This is a genomic window from Halorientalis brevis, assembly GCF_042678165.1.
GTDB classification, from domain to species: Archaea; Halobacteriota; Halobacteria; order Halobacteriales; family Haloarculaceae; genus Halorientalis; species Halorientalis brevis.
Genome location: NZ_JBHUDJ010000001.1, coordinates 145,534 through 168,183, shown reverse-complemented (window position 1 = coordinate 168,183; position 22,650 = coordinate 145,534). Strand labels below are relative to the sequence as shown.

The window sequence follows — 22,650 nt, the reverse complement described above, 5'->3', positions numbered from 1 at the left end:
GAAACCTAACGAAGTTAGGTATCATCCATAGTTCGGTAGCGTCCGACCTGTCTCGTATGGCAAACGAGTTCGACGAAGTCATGACGGCGTTCGCAGACGAGATGGAAGCGTTCGAAGAGCGGATGCGGGCCGTCAGCGACGCGTTGTCGAAACACGAGGCGGACGGTCCCGACGCGACGGCGCCTGGCTCACCGGCTGCTGGGGACTGAGCGGTCCGGCGACCGTCTGAGCAGGTGTGCTCGCCCGGCCAACAACCCGACGAGAAAGCCCGTGAAGTGCGCGATGAGGGCGACGCCCGGCTGCCCGGTCGCGACGGTGACGGCGATCGCCAGAATCACGAACGCGAGCAACTGCGTCCGGCCCGAGAGCTCGACGCCGCCGATGGCAGCTTCTGCGAGCCTGTTCGCGGACAGCAGGTACCCGATGAACGCGAAGACCGCGCCGCTGGCGCCGAGGACGCCCGCCGGGCTGCCCAGCAGCGGTCCGATGGTGATCTCTGCGACGCCGGCCGTGGCTCCGGCCGCGACGAAGAAGGCGTGATATCGGAGCTCGCTGGTCTGGTGTTCGAGGATGAACCCCGGGAGCAACAGCGCGATGGCGTTCCAGAGGAGGTGCACCGGTCCCGAGTGGGCGTACACGCTGGTGACGATGGTCCAGGGATTCGTCGTCACCGGCGGCGCCAGGACGAACAGTGCGGGGAAGACGCCGAGCAGCCGTGCGACGGTCTCGACGGCGAACACCACCACGAACAGCGTGATCGTCGTGAGGGTCGGACTTCGGGCGGAGACCATCGCTCCTAGAGAGGGTCGCTGGCCGCATAACTTCCGGGTTCCCGCGCGGTGGGTCCCACGTCCGTCGTCGGGTACTATAAGACCGTGGCAGCCGTCTCCGCGCACATGAAAATCTATACCGGCCGCGGTGACGAGGGAATGACGGACCTCCGGAACATGGACCGCGTCTCGAAGGCCAGTCCCCGGATCGAAGCCTACGGGACCGTCGACGAGGTCAACGCGCTCGTCGGCGTCGTTCGGCCGACTGGCTACGACGACGTTGACGACCAGCTCAGGGAGATCCAGAATCACCTCCACGTCGTCCAGGCCGACTTCGCCAATCCCGATCCCGACGACGACGATCCGCAAATCCGGGACGAACACGTCGAGCAGCTCGAAACCTGGATGGACGACTACGACGACGAACTCGATCCCCTGGAGGCGTTCATCCTCCCCAGCGGGAGCGAGCCGGGCGCGAAACTCCACCAGGCGCGGGCAGTCTGCCGCCGGGCCGAACGCCGTGCCGTCACGTTCGGCTCCGAAGAGGCCGGCGTCAACGACGCCGCGATCGTCTACCTGAACCGGCTGTCGGACTGCCTGTTCACGCTGGCCCGCGTGGTCAACAAACGCGAGGGCGTCCCCGAGGAGAGCCCCAGTTACTGAGCCGGCTGTGGCTTCCCGGATTCGGGGAGCGCGGGCCGCGTCCAGTCAGTCCTGTCGAGATACGCCGAGAGCGGTGTGGGCGCGAAGTCCACGTGTCGCTTGAACTGCGCGACGAGCCCCGCCGGCGCGTCGCGGTTGTACCACTCGAACAGGCGCGCGTAGGCGTCCCCGTGCTGTGAGCGGACGACGTCGATCGGGATGTGAACGGTCTCCATCTCCCGGTGGAGGGCCGCACCGAACGCCTCGGCCATCTCGCCCAGCGTGACCTCTTCGCTGGCGACCGGAATCTCCGCACCCTGATACTGCGCCGGCGTCTCGAGGAGCCGTGCGACGAGGCGGCCAACGTCGGCCGCGTCGGTGAGTGGGAGTCGAGTCCCGGGCGCGAGCGGGAGCGCGAGCGTGCCATCGGTCACGTCCTCGCGTCGCAACTCGAAGTTCTGCATGAAGTAACTCGGGCGGAGGATCGTCGCTGGCAGGTCCAGACGCCGGACGTGGCGCTCGATCCTGGCCTTCGCGTCGAGCACCGGGACCTGCGTGTGCTGGTCGGCGCCGGCGACGGAGCTAAACACGAAGTGGTCGACGTCGGCCCGCGCAGCGACGTTCGCGACGTTGATTCCCTGGGTCACCTCGCCGTCGAAACCGGCTTCCCAGTAGTCAGTCACGGCGAAGACGGCGTCGACCGGCTCGATGGCGTCCACGAGCGTGTGTGGTTTCCAGAGATCTCCCTTGACGACGATCGCCCCCTGTTCTGCGAGTTTGCGAGCGGCCGTGCTGCTCGGATCGCGGGTCAGCGCGTACACGTCGATCTCTCGGTCGTCGGCGAGCAGCCGTCGCGCAACGGCGCCGCCCTGCGTTCCCGTCGCCCCCACGACGAGCACCCCCCGGATGGTCATGTCGATTTGCTATATCGGCCAGTGGTTTAAGCGGACCTATCTGTCAGACTGTCTGTCGGTGAAAGAATCGTCGATGACTCTCCTCACGTCCGCTCGTAGACGAGCACGCCGCCCTGATCGTTGGCGACGACCTCGCCACGGGATTCCAGCACGTCGAGGTGGCCGACGGCTTCGCTGATCCCGGCGAAGTACTCGGTGATCGGGAGGTCGCCGAACAGTCCCTCCATCACGTCCACTGGCGTTGTCGGCCCGTCGACGAGGGCAGCGACGTTCTCGGTTCGCTCGTCGTGTTCGGCCAGTATCTCGTCGATGCGGTCCGACGGCGCGTCGATCGGATCGCGATGGCCGGCCAAGAACCGATCGAACGACTGGTCGCGCAACCGGTCGAGGGATCGGTTGTAGGCGGGGAGGACGCGCGGCCGGTCCGCGTCAGGTTCGGGCGGCGGGACGAGAAACGGGTTCGGTGTGATGTCGGCCAGGACGTGGTCGCCGACGATGGCCCGCTGACCGTCGCCCGTCGCGTAGCGAAAGAGGAGTTCGCCCGCCGCGTGTCCGGCGGTCTCCCGGACCGTGAGGGTCGTGTTCTGGACGACGATGCTGTCGTCGGTCGTGACCTCGCGGTCGATGGGGACGCTGGGTGCGTACCGGAGGAACGCCTTCGGGAGGTCGGTGACGGTCTCGGCGGTCGCGCCGGCCATCCCGCAGCGCTCGAAGAAGTCCGTGAAGTAAGTTCGCTCGTACTCGAACCGCCCCTCGAAGTCGGCCACGATCGCCGCCGCGTCCGGACTGGCGACGACGGTGGCACCGCGGTCGCTGAACCGGTGGGCCAGGCCGAAGTGATCCGGATGGGGATGGGTGACCAGCACGCGCTCGACGTCGCCGGGGGCGATCTCGCGCTCTTCGAGGGCGTCGAGGAGCCGCGACCAGGCCTCTTCGCTGTCGGGACCTGGATCGACCAGCGTTCGCCCTGCGAGATACGCGTTGACCGGCCCGACCTGAAACGGCGTCGGGATCGAGAGGCGTGTGAACATACCTCCAGTTACCGGCACTGGGACAAACCCCTTTGGACTACTCGCTGGCGGGTGTAGGTGACCGGGCCACGGAGGGTGCCCACGGTAACGTCCTCGGCGGCCCAGACATGTGGAACAGACGCTGTGGCCGACCCCGCCGACGCGGGTCGCTTCGGCCAGTTTTAGGTATGCCTAAACCAGTGAAAAACCTTCTGGTTCGTCCGGTAGTACGAGGAATCGTCCCGCAGTGTGGCGATTTCGAAACTGTAGTGCCACAAACCTTATATCTGTCCTCGGCGTAAGGACGAATATGAACAAGCACTTCGAGGACACGCAGTACTACCTGAAACGGGCGGGCGAGACGGCGAAACGCGGTGTCGTCGAAGAGCTCGAACCGGTCGAGGAGCGGTTCAAGCAGTTGACCGGTGGCGACGCGGAACCGGAACCGGGTCGCCTCGACGAGGTACGCGAGGACCTCAAGGAGGTCCAGCTGAAGGCAGAGGGCGAGGCGAAGCAGGCGATCGCAGACGCTCGCGAGAAGATCGACGCGTATCGGAAACGCGAAGCGTGAACCGCGCCCTTCGAAGGTAACTCTTAAGTCGCGTGCAGGGATACGTCCGACCGCGGGTTGGTGATCTAGTCCGGTTATGATACCTCCTTCACACGGAGGAAGCCGGCGGTTCAAATCCGCCCCAACCCACTAACGAAGTTCTCGGTTTTCATCGGATGCTATTTTGGGGGCATAGCGTGCTGTACCTCCCGAATATCCGGGAATCGTGTTTCTGAATTTTGGGGGTGCAAAGTCCAATCGAGGAAGTTGGTTCCCCCGGACGCATTGCGTCCGGTGGTTTCCGTATCCGGAGGTGGGTGCGGTGTCTAAGACTGCAACCTCCACGCGCGAGGTTCCAGAGACGACCGTGCGGAACCGCTCGCAGTACGCGGACACCCTGCACCGGATCGATTCGGACCACGACGAGCCATTTCCGGCGTGCTGGGAACAGAATCGAGACGGCGAGTTTACCGACGTGCCGACCGTGGCATACCTGCCACACTACAATCTTTGTGGCAATCCTGAGTGTTTCGGGGGTGAGCAGGCGTGAACATCAAGCGAACCAGCCTGTCAGATCTGACGCCTGCCGAACGAGAGGTATACGAGGCCGTCGAGCAGGGACCGTTTAGTGCGCGCGAGTATGCGCATCACATCGGCTGCTCACACGAAACGGTGAGCCGTCTGCACGGACAAGTTCGCCAGAGTCTTGACGAGTCTGAAAGCGTTCCGTGGCCTGTCGAGTTTGTCCGGGCGTCACGACTGATTCGGGATGAAGCAACTGACGCCGACGTGCGCGCAGCCGTCGAAGCATTGGAAGCCGAGGAGTAGATGCCCGTCTTCGATCCGGTTTCACAGCAGTCCGTCCACATCCCTCGGCTGGACGAGCGGAGGCGCTGATGTCGCGGTATCTCAAGTGCGCGCCCCACGAGGGCGACGTGCGCTTTACCTTCGGCGTTCATCCCGATCCCGCCGTCATAGATCATGGCCTGGCACCGTACTACGCGATGCACGGGCTGATGAAAGAGTGGGGTGACAAGTGGAAGAGCCACGGGAAGCCCAGCCGAGAGGTCCAGTTCCGAGGAAAGCAGTGGGCGACGGTCTTCGATTACTCGAAGAGTGGTCTCGATCCCTGGAGTCACCAGTCGTTCCAGATCGAGGAGGTGCGTGAGTTCCACTTCTATTTCGTTGCGAAGGACTCCCCGCACTATTCCGGCCGACCTGCCGATCAGGATCAGCGCGTCGAGGGCGGGACTATCACCGTGCGGCCGCGCTGGCCGAATCTCACGTCAAACGGGAAACCCGTGTCAGTGCCGGACTACGGCGGGCCGTATCTGGACGTGCAGGTACAGGCGTCGAACATTCCGCACGAATCATACTTGACGCTCGTCAAGCGCGTCATGGACGCCTACGGGATTGCTGGGCGGTATTTCGACCAACCGCACCCCGACAGCCACATCAACGACCTGGCCTACTACGTGCGCCTGTATCGCTCTCAGAGTGGCCCCCTGTTCGCGCCGGACGGACCAATTGCGCGGTGTCACACGCTGATCCAGGGAGATCGAAGCGGCTACAGAAAGCACGTTGAAGACAACACCAAACTTCCCGGCTACTACGTCACCGCTACCGTCGAAGACGAGAAAGCTAGCGAGTTGATTCGCGGGCATAAGCTGGGCAAGGAGCTGAAACACTACTACCCGGAACATCCGGAAGTGTACGACCCCGACGACGCTCCATACCACCCGAAATTCGAGGTGTCTTATCAGACGGCACGAACCGAGGAAACTGTTCGATGGGACGATCTCGCCGACGCGCGTCGTGAACTGGAAGAGACGATTCTGAATTGCCTGGAATGGTGTGGTATCGCTACCACCGCCGACGGCAGTGCCTTCGTCAAATTTGATCCGTACTGGACAGTCGAAAACACGAACAAAGCTCGGAAGCTCGTGGCTTGTCCCCTGCCGAAGATCGAAGACGACCAAGAACATCGCGTGATGAAACTCTGGGGTGAAATGACGCAGAGCGACCGTGACGTGACCGAGTTACTGCTAGCTGACGGTGGGAAAATCTCGCCCCAGGAGGCAGCCACTCGAACGGGCTACACCTACCGGACGATCCGTAGAGTGATCGACCGGTTGGAAGGACTCATTGAGCATTCCTACGGCGAACTCGAAATTGTGAGTAAGCACGTGCAGCAGAAACTGCTGAAACGGGTGCGTGCAGCCGGTGGGAACTTCGAGCAGGCTATCGGCAGCGCCGTGATGGATCTCGCCGACGAAGCCGAGGAACGACCGCAGAACTCGTGGACGCGTCTGCGCCGTGAGTACGCGATCTCCATCGACACGGAGCCCGCAGACTGCCGGAAGCTTTTGACCATTGGCTACCAGCCAGCAGATCGCGACGAAGCTAGAGAGCTACTGGACCGCGTGAAATCACGCTACAGCGAACACGTCGAGAACAATCTGTTTGGCGTCCACGTCGTCGTTACCTATCAGGACGGCAGCAAAGAGCGGTTCCGGGATCTCGCGACCTTCCGGGGGATCAACGGGACCACGTCCGTCGAAGTTCAACAGCGTCACCGAGAGCACAACGACAAGGTGCGCGAGGGCTTCGACTGGGACAGTTGGATGACCGCTGAGCCAACCGGGTAACATACGACTGGCGAGAGGCATCACTGTCTCATACCCTCTTTTCCCGGCATATTCGGCCTATTCTATGGTTGGACTGTGGTTTGTGGTTAGATCTGCTTCGGTAGTGATCGGCGGTCACCCCGTTTGCCCAAGGAGGAACCGTACAAACCGTGTCCGGTTCCCTCTTAGAAGTGTGGCTAAGGCCACCTCATCAAAATACACCGCACCGCTGCAAAGCGCGCGAAAATTTTTTCATTATCTACTTGTCGAACGTGGCGTCAAGTTGACCTGCTAATGCCACGTCGGCATCCGTAACCGTCTCCGGGTTGACTAATTCGATTTCCTGCGTGAGCTTGTGGTGAATTCTTCGAATAGTACCGTTGGTCCCGTACCGACGTCGACGCCGGTGGATCGTTCTAAGTTGGTTCTCCGCCCAGTCACTCATCTCCTGGCTCTCAAGCAAATTGACGATAGTCTTTGCCTCTTCATTAATCTCTTCGTCACTGTCTGCCAATTGTCTGCATAATTGCTTAATATCGGTTAATACGTCGCTATCGCCTGATTGGCGGCTGAGAATTTCATCCTGCCATGTACTAGGTGTCTCCAATTCGCTAGTGAAGGACTCCAAACGTTCGTAGTCTTCTTTGGGAAGGGTGTGCCGAGTGTTATCGGACGAAGAGAACGACTCGAAGATTCGGACCTCGTCGGTTTCGAGGCGAGGGAACCGTGTAAACATTGTCTGACCGCCGATAGTAGTGCTCTGTAGCCGCTCGGGGTCGAAAATGGTCGTCCTCCATTCGGAGCGACCGCTACTATGTTCTAAGTGAGTGAGGGTAACGTATTCGTCGTCGTCGTTCGGTGCAACGAAATGCTGTGGCTCGGTTCGGCCTGCAACAGTGTCGCGCATCTCCTGCAACTCGTCGATACCCACATCGTGCTCCTCGCAGAATGCTTTCACTGAGTTCCGGAGGTCGTCGTACTTTGACCCAATTCCTTCTAACCGCTCGTCTCCGAACTCCCCACCGCCCTCTTCCAAGCGCTCGTACGTCATAAGCGTCTTATGGACCTGCTCTTCGGCGCTGTCTAGAATCGGCGCAGCGTGACCGAATGTGTTCGAGATGTCTTCGATCTTATCTTCGATCCGCTCGATAAGACCCAACTGCTTTCGGAGGTCACCAGTCGGGGCGAAGTTGTATATCCAGAGTTCATCGTGCCTCGTTGTGATTCGATCGATCCGCCCAATGCGCTGTTCCATCTTCATTGGGTTCCAATGGAGGTCGTAGTTCACTAAGGCCCGAGCGTCCTGTAGGTTCTGTCCAACCCCCAGCACATCCGTAGCTAACAGGATGTCTATCTCCTCTGCAGGGCCGACGTCTGCGTTCTGTGCCTCCGGTGCGAACCGCTCCACGATACGCTCGTCGAACCCACCTCCTCCGTGGACGAACCCAACGGTCGGATTCTCTGGCTCTCGCCCGAGCTTACCTGTGTCCGTCGTAGCTGGGTCTTCCTGAGTTAACTGTTCGAACAGGTGAGTAATCGTAGGAACATACTGGCTAAATATTATAACCTTCTCGTCAGGAAGTTCCCGGTTGATAAGCGCTTTCAGTCGCTCAGCCTTCGCGTCTTTCGTCTTACCGCCTTCCTCGGTTTGGAGTGCATCCTGTGCTTTCTGCTTGATGCGTTCTAGCTCTTTGAGGTCCTCGTCAATATCCTGAACGATCTCTTCTCTCTTGGACGGACTAACTCGGGTAATCGCATCGGCAACCTCATCGAAGTCCACATCCTTCGCAAAGCCGTCATCGAATGTGTCGCTAATTTGTTCGACGGCACTACTCCGAGCCTCCGCGTCTTCCAAGTCACCCGTCGCAATACTCCGAGTGATTCGCTCTCGCTTCATGAGTCGCTCGACGGAACTCTCGAAGGCAGCCAGACTACTCTCAAGACGTTTGAGGAGATTAATGAGCATCAGGACACTCGCATTCTGGTACTCGATTATCAGCTCCTCTTCCTGGTCGCCATCGGCGTCATACCGGTCCGCACTGACGTATGGGATGTTTAGTCCGGAGTCCTTCGAGTCATCCGTTCCAACCACGATATCGACGATTTCGCTGTAGAGTTCGTCGAGGCGAGGATCGTCCGGAGTAACCAGACGAGGCTTTCGTTCTGGGACACTAATCGAACGACCTCCTATCGTGATGTCGTCATAGTTGTCGAGAATGTACTTTCGGTCCCGAGAAATTACAACCTCGCGCATGATGGACTCAATGAGTTCCTCATAGTCTGAGAGGCGATTTTCCTCCCGTACGGTCCTTTCTTCCTCACTTGAGAGGCGATCATACTGTTTGAAAATCTCACTAGGTGAGAGGTTCTGCAGTTCGATGTCGAAGTCATCGTCGTCGGCGAAGACCTTGATGAGGTTGTCGACATCCCTGACAGAGTTGTGAATTGGAGTCGCGGTGAGCATCACGAATTTCTTGCCCTGACGGCCGATTGACTGGAGCTTAGCGTATCGTTGTGTTCCTGTGTTCCGAAGATTGTGGGCCTCGTCTATGAGGACCATGTCGACGCCACGGAGTCGCTGAATCTCCTTCTCGGAGAGACGTGAGAGCTTATTGAAGCTCATGAACGTTTTTTCCGCTGTCGTCGGGAACTCCCCGATCTCGGGATCAAGCAGGTCTCGCATCCACATCCGCTTGAGCCGTTTCGGTGCGATGATCAGGACCTCGTCGGGTGATGTCGTGTAGTCTTGTACGAGTGGAGCTCCGATGTACGACTTACCGAGCCCAACACTGTCCGCCAAAATGACTCCGTTGTACTTCTCCAATGGACGACGGGCAGCACGGAATGCATCCTGCTGGAAGGCCGTCAACTGCTCTTCATAGTCCCCAGAGATGTCCTCAAGCAGGGTTCCCTCGCGAACGTCGCGGTCGAACTGTTCGACGATGAAGCGCTTGGTCGCCTCGTACGGGGAGATTGTTTCGACCTCAGCAACCGACGTTTCTTTTCTACTGTCGATTTCAGGGAGATCATCGCCAAACTGTGAGTCCTCGATCTCGGCGGACATCAGCTCTTTGTCGAACTCACTGGCCTCGGCCCAGATCTCCTCAAACCACTCGCCGAGATACCTGATGGTATTGTTGTCCTTCTTTTCGACGTTGAGTTCGACGTTCCCGCGAAGACCGCTGGCCGAAAGGTTCGAGGAACCGATGATCGCCCGCCCAAGGTCCGGAGATCCAGCGGGGTGTTCGAAGAGGTAAAGCTTCGGGTGGAAGCGGCTATCGTCGTAGACCCTTACGTCGACCTTGTCCTCCTGAATGAGTTCGTAGAGCCGGTTGATACCCTCCTGGGCTTCGTCGCGGTCATACTCCTCCAGATCGTCAGCAAAGCCGCGTTCTATCTCGTCAATAGTACGCTGGTTAGTGTCCGTCCCTATGAGGATCTCAACGCGCTCGGCTCCCCGGAGATTCTCTTTTAGAAGATCAAACCCGCCGAGGTAGAAGTAGCCGACAGCGATACGGACGGTTTCCGCTTCTGGAGCGAGAGCGTTCGCCCGGTCGGCGACATCGTATTCTCGGTTGTCGAGGACATCGGAGTAGTCGGTCCAGTTTGGATTACTCATCCAAGTCCACCTGATAAATTTGCTCTACAATCTCTTCAACCTCTTCCTGAATCGATTCAAGAGACTCTGACCGGTTCCCTCGCTGAGATTCGATCGCTTCTTCTACCAGTGTTTCGACGCTCTCCCGCTGTTCTTCGGTCGGAATCGGAATGGGAATCAGCCGGAGGTCGGCAGTCTCCATTCCGGTTGAATTGATGAAATTTTCGGTGATGTGAATAGGTACTTCCGAGTTGAGGATCCCAGTGAGGTACTTTACCGATAGCTTTTGTGGGTCAGTTGGTGCCAATATACTTCCAGTAGCGTCTATAGCCCGATTATCCGTGTATCGCGCCCGGAGGTTTGCAAATCCACCTCTAGAAATGAAGACACCGGGCTCAAAGTAGTAGTCGATATTTTTCAGAATTCCGTTCCTGTGACTTTGAATCTCCTGTAATGACTCTTCTGACCAGTTTATGTATTCGACCTTAGATTTGTAGTACAGATCTGACTGGCGGAACCCTTTTTCGATTGGAACCCACGTAGCTTTCTCCGAGCTATCGATTCCATTTAATTGTTCATCGGAAGTGAGATTACTAGAATCCGCAACTCGGTCTTCGCTGATGACCCTGTCGAGGTATTTATATGCGTTTTCATTCCGCTCGTTCAGATCGAAATCTGGGTTTCGATTAGCTAACTCATTGGCTTCCTCTGTTCCTTCTAAAAATGCCATATACTTAGCATTTTTATCAGTTGTTAGCCCTTGTCCACCGAGAGTTAGTAGTCCGATTATAGACACGTCACCCGCATCCAATTCTGATATGTGGTTTCTATTTATTTTTTCCACATTATTTTTTAATGTCGTTACATCCTGTAGCTCGGCTTCCCACTCCTCAGCGAGTCCCTTGATCCGGGACATGAATTGGTCATGGAGCCTCAGGTTCATCTCCGTCGGCTCGAAAAACGCGCCCCGCAGCGTATCTTTGTAGACTTGGAGGCGGACGCGGTATCCGCGGGATGAGTCAAGCAAGTCAAGCGGTTCAACCCGTTCCGTGCCTGACTTTGAACTATCTAATTCCTGAACAAACGAGCGATACTCTTGGATCTCTGTTTCCGATGCATCTATATAATTAAACTTACATGATGGGTCCGGGTTCTGTTTCCGCAGTGCGAAAATAGCGGGCTCGACCGTCGCATCGAATGTGTCGGGGTTTGCTCGTAGTAAGTCGAGTAACTTGTTCTGCTGGAGCAATTGTCGAGTCGTCTGCTTGGAGCCGATGGTGTAGAACGTATTGCTCGTAATATAGGACAGCACGCCCCCCTCTCGTGTCAGCTCCCAGCCCCGGATAATGAATTTCTGGTAGAGGTCATGTCGCATCCGGGGAATGGTCTTATAGAAGTCGTACTCCTCGTCGTAGAATCGGGCCAGTTCTCCGATGTAGTCCTGCTGAGACTGCCCCTCGTATGGCGGGTTACCAATAACGATGTCAAACCCACCTTCCAAGATTACCTCCGGAATGTTTGTAGTCCAAGCGAAAGTTTCTTTCGCAGCTTCGGCAACGGGAGTCATCCAGTTGCCCTTTTCTACGGCTAACTGGGTCTCCAAATCGGACGTAAGTTCGCCAAGACGTTCAGTAAGACGGTCTTTTTTGTCGCCGTGGGCAGTCTGATACTTCGTTCGAACTTCGTGGATTTGTTCAAGCGTTTCGTCGAGCCCCCCGGTCAGTGTTTCCTGTTGGGCTTCAACGTTAGTCGGGTCATGTTCACCGACAAGACTGTTCCCAACAAAGAACTTGAACCCGAGGTTAGGAAGTGCGAACTCGTCGTTTGCATCAAGGAACTCCTCGTGATCAACATCAAGATCCTGCATCAAGTGGAGCCAAACGCGGAACTTACACAGTTCAATGCCGCCAGCATCAATGTCGACGCCGTAGAGCGTGTCAGCAATAAAGTCCTCTTTGAGCTGGAACCTACTGCGGTCATCCCCGCGACTCCCATCGAGTGTCTCTGATACCGCAACTAATTCCTCCAGCATAGCGATTATGAACGCGCCACTGCCTACTGCTGGGTCTAGTACCGTCGCAGAACGAAGCGCGTCATTGATATCCTCGATCTGATCATCAGAGAGAGATTCAGGGGCAGTATGGTCGCTAACGAGTGATACCGCTTCTTCGTGAGTGATGTCTGTCTCCCCCAGCAGATGCTGCTTGAGGGCATTCTTTGTCATGTAGGCAGTAATGGGCTTCGGAGTGTAGAACGCGCCTACCTCCGAGCGCTCGTCCTCCTGCATGAACATCTCAAAGATACGCCCGATGAACTCCGGGTCGACGACTAGCTCTTGCTCGCTTGGGTTCGACTCGCGGAGCGAGATCTTGTACCGACGGAGGAATCCTTTTGGCTCACCACCGTCGTCTTTCTCCGGGCTGAGAAGCGTATCGAAGAACGCCTCGTCAATCTTGACATCCTCCTCAATATCCTTTCGCTCGAACAAACCACCGTTGAGGAAGGGGATCCGGCCGAGGTTGTCCAACTCTGTCGTCCCCTCTTCCGAGAGTGCATCGAAGAACAGCGGCTCGAAGAAGTCGTCGTAGACGTGCTTGTCGTCCTCGTCGGCGACATCCTCGTATCTGTTCTCGACGTAGTCTACGTCCCCATCGAGCCATCCCTTCTCCTCAATGAACAGCAGGAACAGCACTCGGTTGACAACGGTTCGCGTGTAAGCGTTGAGGTTCTCTTCTGGGTCTTCCAGCCCATGAATAGCGTCCTGAAGATCTTCCCGGAATATCTCTCCGAAGTCCTGGTAGAAGCTTCGTGTTACCTCCCGGATGGAGAAGACATCCTCGACATCGCCTTCAAGACTCGTTCGTCCCTGTCCGGAGTCCACAGTGAGGTCGTTGAGATAGTCCAAATACGCTGGTTCGACCCCGAATTGTTTGACCGTGAAATAATTGAAGTCGAACGTCACTTCCACGTCTTCTGAAGAGAACTGCTGTTCTAAACGAAGGAATGTCAGGTCGTCATTCAATGGGCTTGTCAGGGGACCTTCGTCGGCGTCCCTATATGCGATAACTGTGAAGAGTTCATTTATCGGACTTCCATGGCGCTTGAGGTGCTGTTTTAGGTCGCTGAACGATGCACTGTCACCGGAGGCCTCAAGTTCGATATACCGGATAATTCCATCTCCGTCCTCGTCCACGAGATGGACTTCGTACCAGTCGTTCTGACCGCGCCCTCGAAGAATTCCGTCTGGCACGTCGACAAAGGAGCCATACCCTAATCCCTCAGAACCGAGTAAATAGTCGAGTATGTCGCCGCCGTCCTCAGCGGAAGCGAGCCCATCGATGGGTGTCCGAACAGACATATTTCGGTTGTGCGTTGGCCCACCACTCTTAAAATACCCTTGGCAGGAATCCCGTGGCTGATAATGATTCATGCGTCTGACGGGGACTGCCTGCCCTCCCCTATGTCAAACTTCGCCCCCTGCTGTGGTTGTTATCTATCCCATGAATTCAAGCCGGGGGTGAGATACAAAATCTCACTTTGCATTGAATCTCGTACGGCATGGAATCAAGAAGCGATACCGTCTCTCGGCTCTGAACAAACGATCCTCTCTTTCCTACGTAAGCCGGTCTTTACAATATCGCGTCATTAGAGAGGGTACATCAGAGTGACGTATTTTTCAATTTGGGAATTGATACACTAGTTCTGAAAACCATATTATACGCGCATATATTATAGAAGTATACTCGCCTGCCGGAAACGGAATCGGCTGTAACCACTTGCCCGCTAGTGATTTATTCGTTGGTCGATTCCACGCCCCATTCCGCGGATTCCGTGGTGTGTTCGTACACCCACGTTTTGCTCATTCCCACGATATCGGCAATCTCTGTGCCACTCATGCCCTTTTCGCGTAATCGTTGAGCTTGCCGACATTTTTCATCTTTCCGCGCTGTCTCAGCGTCACCATCTTGCCCGTCATCGAGCGCCCCGCTCATGTCGAACGAAGGATCTTCAGTTGTACTAAAACTGAGTCTCGTCTTCTTGATGCCAGTATAGACGGTGTTGGGCTTGGTGTCCTGAATTTCGGTGTTCCCAACGAGTTCCTGGCCGTAGACTTCCAGCCGTTTCTTCGAAGCCTTGTGAACGAACGCACCAGTTTGAGCAACCAACCGCCGGAGATCTCGCGAGAGGTCAGTAATTGTCTGCCCGACGAAACACACCGCGCGCTTCGTGCCTGCGGGCGCGTCACCCTTGCGCACGAGTTTCAACAGGCGCGCGAGCGCCTGGGCTTTCTGTTGGTCACCACCGACGCCAGTGAGTCCTTGGCCGGTTTCATCCACCAGCGCGAAAAAGTCGTCTGTGGACTCCTTGAATAGTGTTTCCAGTTCCGCGAAACTTGATACTGCTTCGACGTGCGGGTTCCGGTCGGCTGCACTCTCGACGTTAGTGACGATCCGCCCACGAGTGACCATGTGCCACTCGTCGGCCGCACCGAGTGCCCAGTCAGTTTTCCCGGCACCCATACCGCCAGTCACGAACAGACAGGTGGCTTCGGATATCAAGGTCGAGTGCAACCAGGCGCGATACGACCGGCTCTCGGCGTCTTTATCGTGATTAACCATGCCCACAGCGTACTGCATCTGCGAGACGTTGCCGGCTTCCACGGCATCCGTGAGCGCGTCTGTAGCTTTGTTCCGAAGGATCGTCTGATATAGTTCCGAATCTTCGACGGAATCCAGGCCAGAGTGTGCTGCCGGATCGAAGGCGGTCGCCAGGGAGTTCAACAGTTCGCGGGCGTCCGGGTTCGGGACCATGCCCGCGTGGGCATGCGCCTCATTAATCGCGCCCTCGCTGACGTGCTTGCGCAGCTGTGCGGCTGCGTAGGTGACCTGTTCGCTGGCTTTGCGGTCAGTCATCGGCCTGGCCTCCATCCGCGACAGCCTGCCGATCAGTCTGATCGGTTAGTCCGTCGTCGGAGATTGGGTCGGTTTCCTCGGTCTGGTGTTCCTGTTTCTGCTGTTCGTTCCGCTCGCGTTCTTCCCGCTCTTGGATATCGTAGTCGTCCATTGCGTCAGTAACCGCAGTCTCGATGTGTTCGCCTCGATGGATCGCGGTGGTTTCGTACTGTCCCACGAGGTCATTCACGATGTTTTGGACGGCTGTCCGAACGATGCTGCCCATTCGCGTGCGGATCGTCAGTCCTTCCTGGGCGTGCTGTTCGAGCGTCCGCCGAATTTCGTCGATCCGCTCGCGTTCCTGCAACAGCTCTAGATCGGTCGACGATCCGCGCCAGGTGCCAATGCAGACGTCGTAGTCGGGCCAGTATTGGCGACAGGCGTAGGCGTTGGCCTTGGTCTTGAGACGGTAGAGTTCACCCTTCTCGACGGTCAGATGTTCCCACTTCTCCGGCGAGAGACGATAGAGTGCGAACCCATTGTCTCGACTGTCGATATCGACGAGAAACGTCGCATCTGGCGAGTAGAGATAATCGACGATCTTCATCGCAGGGGCGTACCCGCCCGCGATTGCCGCGAGCGCGCCCATGGCGAACAGACGCGGGCCGCGCGGGATGGGCGGGAGATCGGGCAGTCCGAAGTACCACAACAGGCCGAGCGTGACGACGACAGCCAGGCCGATCCAGTGGCGATAGGCTTTCAGTAGTTCGACGGCTGCTTTTCGGCGGTTCATAGGACACGCTCCACGGAGCCCCTATCACTGTGAACGCGGTACCAGGCGACGAATGAGATAATCACCAAGCCACCGATGAAGCCGCTCAGGCCCGCTATTCGCGTGTCCTGCCAGGTTGGCTTGCCGGTGAAGAGGTGGGAATCTGCACTCTCGCTTGTTCGGTAGGGAACGGCGTAGCGGACACCATCGGAGACGATTGTGATACCGACCATGCTGCCAACCTGTGTAACAGGCATCGTCATGGTGGTGCGGCCGTCAACTACGGCAGTACGGGTGGGGAGTTCGCCCCCGCTCATGAACGCGCCGGCGTCGATCAACGTGACCGCCGTTGGCCTGTCGGCTTTGAACGTCAGCACGAGCGTCCCGTTCTGGCCGCCGTTGTCTCGATACGTCTTCTCGACGAGCAGCAAGTCGCCGTGTATTCGTTCGCCACCGACTGGCTGGGTTGTGTTCTGCGGTGTTGCTGTCGTCTCCTGAGCGGCTGCGGTCCCGGACAGAAGTGAGACTCCGATCAACAGCACGGCCAGCAGGGACAGCAGCGCGGCGAGTTGTGCGTGTTCTCTGGATAGTTTGAGTGTCATGGTCTGAAAAACGGGTAGTCGGTTATCTCCGTGGCATCAGCACCAGCAGGAGTACCAGCAGGAGCGCGCCAGCGGCCGCGACCCCGACCCCGCCGTAGGGGAGAGACACGTCAGCCAGCAGGCCGCCGCCACCACCGCCGGTCGAGCGATTGAGCAACCGTTGTTCGCGGGCTTCAAGCTCGGCCCGGAGGAGTTGGTTGGTCTCGATGATGCTCTTGAGATTCGAGACGTTGGCAGTCTCATAGCGCACTTCTCTGATAACAGTCCGCTCGACCATCTCGCCGTCTGCGTTGGTGATGTTCTCGATGGTAAACGGGCCGTCGAGGTCGATCACTCCGGAATCAGAGATGAGGTACTGCGGCCCCGGAAGTTCGCTCCCGTCGTATGTCTGGCCGCTCTCGAATGCGCCGCTGGGGGGATTTGTCCCGCTCGCGAGCATTCCTTTCCAGGTGTGGTGCCCGTGAGTCACCGAATAGTAACCGACCGTAGAGAGGTTCTCCGGCGTACTCACGTTCCGCGTGTTCGCGAGGCGGACTGCGGCCCAGGCCTGGAAGTTGCCTTCTGCCGCGAAGTTGCGGGCGATGGTCGAAGCTCCGACTGCCTGCGACCACGTGATATCGCCGGCTTGGACTTCCGCGTAGGTCTGATCGATCCAGGTTTTCACCTCTGCTTTCGTCTGCTCGCGCTGGGTGCGCATCTTTTGAAGCACTTGATTCCATGCCGTGGAGTTCGGAGTAGTGACGGTCTGATTCACCATCAGAACCGTGCTGCCGGTTTCAGAGACGAGCCCGTACTGGTTGATCCGGTAGGCATCGGCAGTACTCCCGTTCGAGAGGGAGACGGAATCCGTCGCCTCAATCGAGGCATCGTTCCGCTGCTCTCCATCTGTCCGGAGTCGGCCGACAAAGAACCCGTCTAGACCTTCGGTTTCTTCCGTGTGCTGGTAATCGTCCCAAGCGACGACGAGTTTGTTCCAGTCAGCGACGAGGTTGGTCACGCGGACGCTGTAGAACTCGTTGACAGACTCGTTGGCTTGTATCTGGGCTGCTGCTTGTGAGGTACCGTTATCGAGCGCGCGGCCGTAGGCAGCGAGCGCGTCGTTGCGAGCCTGCTGGGGGAGGCCCTGGAGGCCGTTGTGCCACCACTTCAGTTCGTCGCGAGCGTGCTGGGCAGCCGTGGCCGCGGCGATCTTGAGTTCAGTGCGGGCCTGCTCTTTGTCGGTGCCGTTGAGTGCGCCTGTATCGGTTGATCCATGCAGCAGGTCGCATCCCGGCAGCATGTCGCCATCAAAGTCCTCGTTGGTGCCCAGTCCGAAGGCCTCGGCCGTTTCACCACCTGCGGTGATTGCGAGGCCAGCGGTGAGGTCTATCGCGCCGCAGTTGTGGGAAGCTGCGGCGGTCCCGACCGGGCTCATGCCAGCCGACGACAGCACCAGCAGCGCGAGCGTAACGGAGAGCCCGCGCCGGAGTGTCGCTCGCATAGCGCTCTTGCGATTGGATCGTCCCGTCATGTTACCCCACGTAGGAGAGGCTGTAGTAGCCGCCAGCCTGGATGACGACGGCGATGAGGCCGGCGAACTTGTTACTGAGCAGGCCGCTCAAGACTGGGACGAACGGCGGGGCAATCACCAGGCCGACCGTGGCGACGACCACCCACAGTTCAACGAAGCCCATGCCGGAGAAGTCCCGGCGATTCGTGGCGTAGGCGATCAACAGCGCGAGCAGGCTGATAATCCCGGCGTAGGTAACCGTCGAGACGTAGCCGTCAGAGGTAAATTCGAGTGCGGTACTGGCGAGATCGAAGCCCATCAGCTCGAAGTTGATAAGGCCCATCGCGATGGCCGACGACAGCACAAAAAACGGGCTGATGACGGCATCCGGTAAGTCGAGTTTGCCTTGCATAGTGCGATTGCCGCCTGAAAGCGGCTATCTCGACCGAGTGAGCAATAGAGTAAAACAGAGGGTGGCAACAAAACATGTCTGTGAATAGATCGGGTTCTACACGGTTTTAAATGCAATAACCCATGTATGAATAATAACATATAGTAAAAATTAACAATCTGTATTTGATAATTAGCGCTCAATTGTGCGCACGATAGTAGCCACAAAGAGAGCAGTCAGGAATGCACCTATGAAACTCTCGATTGAACTAATGAAATGAATTATCGGTGCCTCTGGAGCTAAGTTCCCTGGGAGAAAGAATGAAGTGAATGCTTGAAGGCTAAAATTCAGATATTCAATAGATTGCTGGGTGTTTATTTGTATAACTAAATTTTTCTTCTCGATGATGATTTCTTTGGTAAGCCAATAGACAAATGAGAAAATAAATATAGAGCTAATAGACCATGATAAAATCCGCCGAGGGTTTTCACCATATTCACAGGAGATATCATAGAGATAATTTGAGATAATATTCACCCCTAGTTTCAGTTTGTCTTTGTAACTGTCTACTGATTTTATATCCGATATATATCGTTCTCTGCGGAAACGTCGCTCTCTTATCAAGAAATTCGATTCTGAGTGAGTATCTCCTTGCTGAGCGGCTCCCGCTTTTGCTTTTGAGTAAGTGGTTTCTCGTTTTAAGGGCTCCTGATCATTCTGTTTCAGAGCAACACCATCAATAATCCAATCAGAGTCTATTAGGGATCTGCGATAGTTTGAAAAGTCGAATCCATCGAATCGAGTGTCTGCAATATATAAATTATTAAATGCACTTTCACCGTTTGGCCAGCCCAAATCAACCGCGCCAAGAGTCGCATGACTTAATTGATACCGAGTTTTATCAGCATCTTTCACAATTAATTCTCCACGGTTAATATTCGCTCCTTCTAAGGAAATCGCATCTCTCCGATGACGGTGTATTTCCGCGCTCAAAGCCAGATAATCAAATGATAGTTGAGTGAACTCTATCGGCGACGTAGCTGAGACGTTTTCAAAATAGAAATAATCATCAGGACGCGATCCAGCAAAGCTTGCTGACAGGTCCCACATTTGACTGGCCAGAAAAGCGTAAAAATGGTTCCGCATTGCCTTTTGACAGGCAGAAGCATAATTCATGGAACTTTGAATCCCTTCAGCAGTAATATGATTGCTTATCGAGGTTGTAAGATATGGCGGGAATTGCCCTCCAAATGTCACATCTTCGAATCTAATAACATCCTCGAAGTGTGCTGAATTAAAACCAGTATATCCTAATGATGCCTCACTGAAGTCAACACGACCAAGAAATCTTGCAGAACCGAAATGCATTCCTACTTTTGCTTTGACACGCTTGAAACTTCCTCCGAGTCGGAAAATTGCATCTGAAAAAATAGCAGTAGTGTTGAAATTCACACCAGAAAATATTGCAAGATTTTTAAATTCTGTGCCAAGGAAATTTGCAGGCAGGGCGAATTCTGCACCTCTTTTGCCAATCTCTTCACTTACTTCTTTTATTGTTGCATCTTCTGGTTCTTGTTCACAGAACGATGCTGTGCCGTGGAATGTTGTATTATTGAATGTAGCTGTACCAAACGTGGTGTTCTCGAAATGTGAGTCACCACGGATCTCTGTCTTGCTCAAATCGAATACAGCCACTGAGCTATCCCAGAGGTTAAGATATTCAGAAAGTGTACTATTTTGGATGATCAGAGATGGTATATTGCAACCAGATATGTTGACATTATCATCGAACTTCATCTGTGAAAGGTCAATTTTGTGATTGAATGTTGAATAGCCAATACTGATTGGCTCGTCTAGATCAACAACCTCTTGTAGATCTTGAAAATCAAGATAAAGTACAGTACAACCGAGCAGCTTTATCCTCCCTACCTGACGAATTGTCTCTTTATATACCCTCTGCAATTCCTGTCTAGATGAATATAGCATGCTAACGACATCCGCAGAATGAAAAGCACAGTAATCAGTATCTCCTAAAGTTGGGTAAGGGCAAGGCTCTGGTTGTCTAACGCGATCTGCTGCTCCTTCCCAATATTCTGGATGAAACTCAAATTTACAGCTATTCACTATACCAAGATGACGTGTTCATATCAATTAAGTCTTCTACACAAAGGATATGCTAAGAATACATATGATTACTATCATTTGAGTTCATCCCTGAATAATTGTGGGTGTTTTTCCAATGGGCTACTGACCTGAACTTCGATCTGTAAAGCAAGATGTGGATTCAAACATCAGTAATCGGATAGAGAGAAAACCGGTTCGTATACTATGTACCGGACAAGGCGTGATTGTGTGAATTTACCGTAGGTGTACCCATCAATGAAAGTATCATTTACCTGGTCTTATTTCTCGTCTAAGCATATCTCTTGGAATTGTTGGAGTTACTGATATCATGGCAATTTTGTTCATTTTCATAAATGTAAGTGGTAATGCGTGAGGCATCACTTGTGCCCGACTGACCATTCGTGGTCGTAGCACACTGGGAGTTCATCGAGATCGAGGATAGTCGCAATTTGTGCTGGTGTAACGCTCCCCTCATCGACAGCTAACTGCATCAGCTGTTCGACCGCGCCAGTCGGGACGGCATCACACCCAGCCATCTGGATATAGTACTCGGCTGCTGTGTCGATGGCTTTACTCTTGGTGCGTTCACCAGTGGCGTCGACGAGGTGTTCTAGGCGACGCTCCCGGCCTTCGTTCATGTGAATTCGCATCCTGTTTTTGCACATGCTCCCTGGAATCCTAGCTGTTTCGACTAACTCAACCGGATATAGTATATAAAGAGAGGCCTGGTAGCCAGCGTGATCAGGGCGATTTCGCCGGTGGTCCTCAGCGATCACCGATCAAATTGCACATGGGGTGACCGGTCAGTATGTGCAAAACCGGGCGAGGGAAAATATCGACGTGCAACCGCCGGCTGTTGCACTGATATGGGTTTTTGAGCATCCACAGAACTCAATTCTTCCCAGTTTGTTACTGGTACTCATCGGGGGTTCCGGACATCCACCGAGTAGTAACCTTTCGGGATAACTTACATTAAGATGGGAAAAAGCACATGATACGCTGGTCTCATATATCGAAAATATGGCTAGTCTGATTATCGTTAATTAATTAACTATCTGGTTTTAGGGTTGTCACCATGGCAATACAGCAACTTAGAATATATGATATATTAGTGGATATTTTGCCTGGAATAATGTTTCTGCTTTTGCTGTTCCCAGTCACTACTGATACATCATTAGACAATATTCCTGATAGTCTGACCTCTGGAGCCGTCGCAGCCATTGTACTTGTAATATTTGGGTTGATTGTTGGACGAGGAATTCACTTTATAACTGGTAAGATCAATCAAATATTGCACACAAATATCGGGCTTCTTTTCGGAGTACTGATGTTACAAATATCATTATTGTTACTTGTGTCACAGGGGTTGCTACTAGTTTCCTCACCTTTACGCGACACTGAGTCTATTTCCGAGGTCTTCCTTTCATCACCAAGTCCTCAACCGCCGACACCAGAAGCTCTTATACTGTATTTGTTTTCACTGGCTTTCAGCATTTATGTGCTGTTCAGTCTTCAACTACCGATGATTAAACTCCTCCACGGACTCATATTGAATGTGATTCCAATAAATACCGAACAAGAGGGCCAAGATGATATAATAGAAGTGCTATATGCCGATGAAGATTCCTTTCAACCTGTACTTTTCAGCGACATAGACCATTTCAAATTTAGGCATCTTTACAAATTCTTGCCTGCTGAATATCCGGATGAAAATATTGATGAATGGTTTAAGAAAGGGAACACAAACATCACAAATCCATCTACTGAACTGGCCGGTCATTGTGAATCAACCATCTCGTCAAACATAAAAGAAGAAATAGAAAGTAAGGTAGATTTAGACATATATCAGACATCACTTCCAAACGGAAAACCTGACTTCAACTGGGTTCGTTACTTAGGGTATTCAAAACTCTTTGGTGAGCAGACTTTATATGGTCGATATAATATACTAACAACCTTTTCTAGGAACATTTCGTTCTCGCTTTGGGCGCCTTTTTTCATATTTTCATTAGTGAATATATTAGCGATATTAACAACATACACACCTACGATGAGATGGACTGATTGGACACTAGAACAAAGATACTTGCTTACATCGCTATTGTTATTCCTGGCTGTGACTTTTTCTGCACAGGTTAGTAGATTCTCAAAATTCAGAAATAGGCACTTTGTTATTGATTTCCATGAGAAACTCAAATCTGAGGATTAATTCCAACATCGTATTGTGGACACAACTGTTTATTTAGAACCCTGCGAAAAATATAGTAGA

General features: G+C 54.6%; 18 protein-coding genes and 1 tRNA gene. 7 read left to right on the top strand and 12 right to left on the bottom strand.

Going from position 1 to position 22,650, the window contains the following annotated elements:
• Window positions 1-56 precede the first annotated feature (56 nt).
• Window positions 57-209 (top strand): hypothetical protein, encoded by a 153-nt coding sequence (locus tag ACFR9U_RS00870; protein WP_247377945.1) that lies wholly within the window; start codon window positions 57-59, stop codon window positions 207-209.
• On the opposite strand, the gene ACFR9U_RS00865 is transcribed toward ACFR9U_RS00870, so the two are convergent.
• Entirely contained in the window at window positions 189-791 is a 603-nt protein-coding gene (locus ACFR9U_RS00865; protein ID WP_247377943.1) for a rhomboid family intramembrane serine protease, read from the bottom strand. The genes ACFR9U_RS00870 and ACFR9U_RS00865 overlap by 21 nt on opposite strands.
• Window positions 792-896: 105 nt before the next feature.
• Here ACFR9U_RS00865 and ACFR9U_RS00860 point away from each other — a divergent pair, with 105 nt between their 5' ends.
• Entirely contained in the window at window positions 897-1,433 is a 537-nt protein-coding gene (locus ACFR9U_RS00860; protein WP_247377940.1) for a cob(I)yrinic acid a,c-diamide adenosyltransferase, read from the top strand.
• Here the strand turns inward: ACFR9U_RS00860 and ACFR9U_RS00855 are convergent.
• Together ACFR9U_RS00855 and ACFR9U_RS00850 are read right to left on the bottom strand one after the other, a co-directional pair.
• On the bottom strand, window positions 1,427-2,326 hold the full coding sequence (locus tag ACFR9U_RS00855; RefSeq protein WP_247377937.1) for an NmrA/HSCARG family protein: 900 nt from the start codon (window positions 2,324-2,326) through the stop codon (window positions 1,427-1,429). The genes ACFR9U_RS00860 and ACFR9U_RS00855 overlap by 7 nt on opposite strands.
• Window positions 2,327-2,409: 83 nt before the next feature.
• Entirely contained in the window at window positions 2,410-3,357 is a 948-nt protein-coding gene (locus ACFR9U_RS00850; RefSeq protein WP_247377933.1) for an MBL fold metallo-hydrolase, read from the bottom strand.
• A gap of 289 nt (window positions 3,358-3,646) precedes the next feature.
• Between ACFR9U_RS00850 and ACFR9U_RS00845 the strand changes: the two genes are divergently transcribed.
• The 4 genes from ACFR9U_RS00845 to ACFR9U_RS00830 all read left to right on the top strand — a co-directional run bounded on the left by ACFR9U_RS00845 (window position 3,647) and on the right by ACFR9U_RS00830 (window position 6,534).
• Window positions 3,647-3,907, top strand: coding sequence for a DUF7553 family protein (locus ACFR9U_RS00845; protein WP_247377930.1), 261 nt, complete (start codon window positions 3,647-3,649; stop codon window positions 3,905-3,907).
• Window positions 3,908-3,961: 54 nt separating this feature from the next.
• Window positions 3,962-4,036, top strand: a tRNA-Val gene (locus tag ACFR9U_RS00840).
• 172 nt (window positions 4,037-4,208) lie between these two features.
• Window positions 4,209-4,436, top strand: coding sequence for a hypothetical protein (locus ACFR9U_RS00835; RefSeq protein ID WP_247377927.1), 228 nt, complete (start codon window positions 4,209-4,211; stop codon window positions 4,434-4,436).
• Between the two features lie 346 nt (window positions 4,437-4,782).
• Entirely contained in the window at window positions 4,783-6,534 is a 1,752-nt protein-coding gene (locus ACFR9U_RS00830) for a DUF7845 domain-containing protein (RefSeq protein ID WP_247377924.1), read from the top strand.
• Between the two features lie 238 nt (window positions 6,535-6,772).
• On the opposite strand, the gene ACFR9U_RS00825 is transcribed toward ACFR9U_RS00830, so the two are convergent.
• The 9 genes from ACFR9U_RS00825 to ACFR9U_RS00785 all read right to left on the bottom strand — a co-directional run bounded on the left by ACFR9U_RS00825 (window position 6,773) and on the right by ACFR9U_RS00785 (window position 21,019).
• Window positions 6,773-10,132: a helicase-related protein gene (locus tag ACFR9U_RS00825; protein ID WP_247377921.1), complete on the bottom strand. Its 3,360-nt coding sequence runs from the start codon at window positions 10,130-10,132 to the stop codon at window positions 6,773-6,775.
• Window positions 10,125-13,469, bottom strand: a complete 3,345-nt coding sequence (locus tag ACFR9U_RS00820) for an Eco57I restriction-modification methylase domain-containing protein (protein ID WP_247377918.1) — start codon at window positions 13,467-13,469, stop codon at window positions 10,125-10,127. Before ACFR9U_RS00820 ends, ACFR9U_RS00825 begins: the two co-directional genes overlap by 8 nt.
• Window positions 13,470-13,902: 433 nt before the next feature.
• Window positions 13,903-15,024, bottom strand: a complete 1,122-nt coding sequence (locus ACFR9U_RS00815) for a hypothetical protein (RefSeq protein WP_247377915.1) — start codon at window positions 15,022-15,024, stop codon at window positions 13,903-13,905.
• Window positions 15,017-15,796, bottom strand: coding sequence for a DUF8125 domain-containing protein (locus ACFR9U_RS00810; RefSeq protein WP_247377913.1), 780 nt, complete (start codon window positions 15,794-15,796; stop codon window positions 15,017-15,019). Before ACFR9U_RS00810 ends, ACFR9U_RS00815 begins: the two co-directional genes overlap by 8 nt.
• Entirely contained in the window at window positions 15,793-16,377 is a 585-nt protein-coding gene (locus ACFR9U_RS00805; RefSeq protein ID WP_247377910.1) for a hypothetical protein, read from the bottom strand. The genes ACFR9U_RS00810 and ACFR9U_RS00805 overlap by 4 nt, the downstream gene beginning before the upstream one ends.
• Before the next feature lie 22 nt (window positions 16,378-16,399).
• A complete protein-coding gene (locus ACFR9U_RS00800; RefSeq protein ID WP_247377907.1) occupies window positions 16,400-17,857 on the bottom strand; it encodes a hypothetical protein in 1,458 nt (485 codons plus the stop codon).
• 31 nt (window positions 17,858-17,888) lie between these two features.
• Window positions 17,889-18,278, bottom strand: a complete 390-nt coding sequence (locus ACFR9U_RS00795; protein ID WP_247377905.1) for a hypothetical protein — start codon at window positions 18,276-18,278, stop codon at window positions 17,889-17,891.
• Between the two features lie 171 nt (window positions 18,279-18,449).
• Window positions 18,450-20,381, bottom strand: a complete 1,932-nt coding sequence (locus tag ACFR9U_RS00790) for a pentapeptide repeat-containing protein (RefSeq protein ID WP_247377902.1) — start codon at window positions 20,379-20,381, stop codon at window positions 18,450-18,452.
• Between the two features lie 377 nt (window positions 20,382-20,758).
• Window positions 20,759-21,019, bottom strand: a complete 261-nt coding sequence (locus tag ACFR9U_RS00785) for a hypothetical protein (RefSeq protein ID WP_247377900.1) — start codon at window positions 21,017-21,019, stop codon at window positions 20,759-20,761.
• Between the two features lie 437 nt (window positions 21,020-21,456).
• Between ACFR9U_RS00785 and ACFR9U_RS00780 the strand changes: the two genes are divergently transcribed.
• A complete protein-coding gene (locus ACFR9U_RS00780; protein WP_247377897.1) occupies window positions 21,457-22,590 on the top strand; it encodes a hypothetical protein in 1,134 nt (377 codons plus the stop codon).
• Window positions 22,591-22,650: the final 60 nt, after the last annotated feature.

Bases quoted from the DNA above. Each gene is read 5' to 3' on its own strand.
- ACFR9U_RS00870 (WP_247377945.1), top strand. From the start codon at position 57: ATGGCAAACGAGTTCGACGAAGTCATGACGGCGTTCGCAGACGAGATG.
- ACFR9U_RS00865 (WP_247377943.1), bottom strand. From the start codon at position 791: ATGGTCTCCGCCCGAAGTCCGACCCTCACGACGATCACGCTGTTCGTG.
- ACFR9U_RS00860 (WP_247377940.1), top strand. From the start codon at position 897: ATGAAAATCTATACCGGCCGCGGTGACGAGGGAATGACGGACCTCCGG.
- ACFR9U_RS00855 (WP_247377937.1), bottom strand. From the start codon at position 2,326: ATGACCATCCGGGGGGTGCTCGTCGTGGGGGCGACGGGAACGCAGGGC.
- ACFR9U_RS00850 (WP_247377933.1), bottom strand. From the start codon at position 3,357: ATGTTCACACGCCTCTCGATCCCGACGCCGTTTCAGGTCGGGCCGGTC.
- ACFR9U_RS00845 (WP_247377930.1), top strand. From the start codon at position 3,647: ATGAACAAGCACTTCGAGGACACGCAGTACTACCTGAAACGGGCGGGC.
- ACFR9U_RS00830 (WP_247377924.1), top strand. From the start codon at position 4,783: ATGTCGCGGTATCTCAAGTGCGCGCCCCACGAGGGCGACGTGCGCTTT.
- ACFR9U_RS00825 (WP_247377921.1), bottom strand. From the start codon at position 10,132: ATGAGTAATCCAAACTGGACCGACTACTCCGATGTCCTCGACAACCGA.
- ACFR9U_RS00820 (WP_247377918.1), bottom strand. From the start codon at position 13,469: ATGTCTGTTCGGACACCCATCGATGGGCTCGCTTCCGCTGAGGACGGC.
- ACFR9U_RS00815 (WP_247377915.1), bottom strand. From the start codon at position 15,024: ATGACTGACCGCAAAGCCAGCGAACAGGTCACCTACGCAGCCGCACAG.
- ACFR9U_RS00810 (WP_247377913.1), bottom strand. From the start codon at position 15,796: ATGAACCGCCGAAAAGCAGCCGTCGAACTACTGAAAGCCTATCGCCAC.
- ACFR9U_RS00805 (WP_247377910.1), bottom strand. From the start codon at position 16,377: ATGACACTCAAACTATCCAGAGAACACGCACAACTCGCCGCGCTGCTG.
- ACFR9U_RS00800 (WP_247377907.1), bottom strand. From the start codon at position 17,857: ATGCGAGCGACACTCCGGCGCGGGCTCTCCGTTACGCTCGCGCTGCTG.
- ACFR9U_RS00795 (WP_247377905.1), bottom strand. From the start codon at position 18,278: ATGCAAGGCAAACTCGACTTACCGGATGCCGTCATCAGCCCGTTTTTT.
- ACFR9U_RS00785 (WP_247377900.1), bottom strand. From the start codon at position 21,019: ATGAACGAAGGCCGGGAGCGTCGCCTAGAACACCTCGTCGACGCCACT.
- ACFR9U_RS00780 (WP_247377897.1), top strand. From the start codon at position 21,457: ATGGCAATACAGCAACTTAGAATATATGATATATTAGTGGATATTTTG.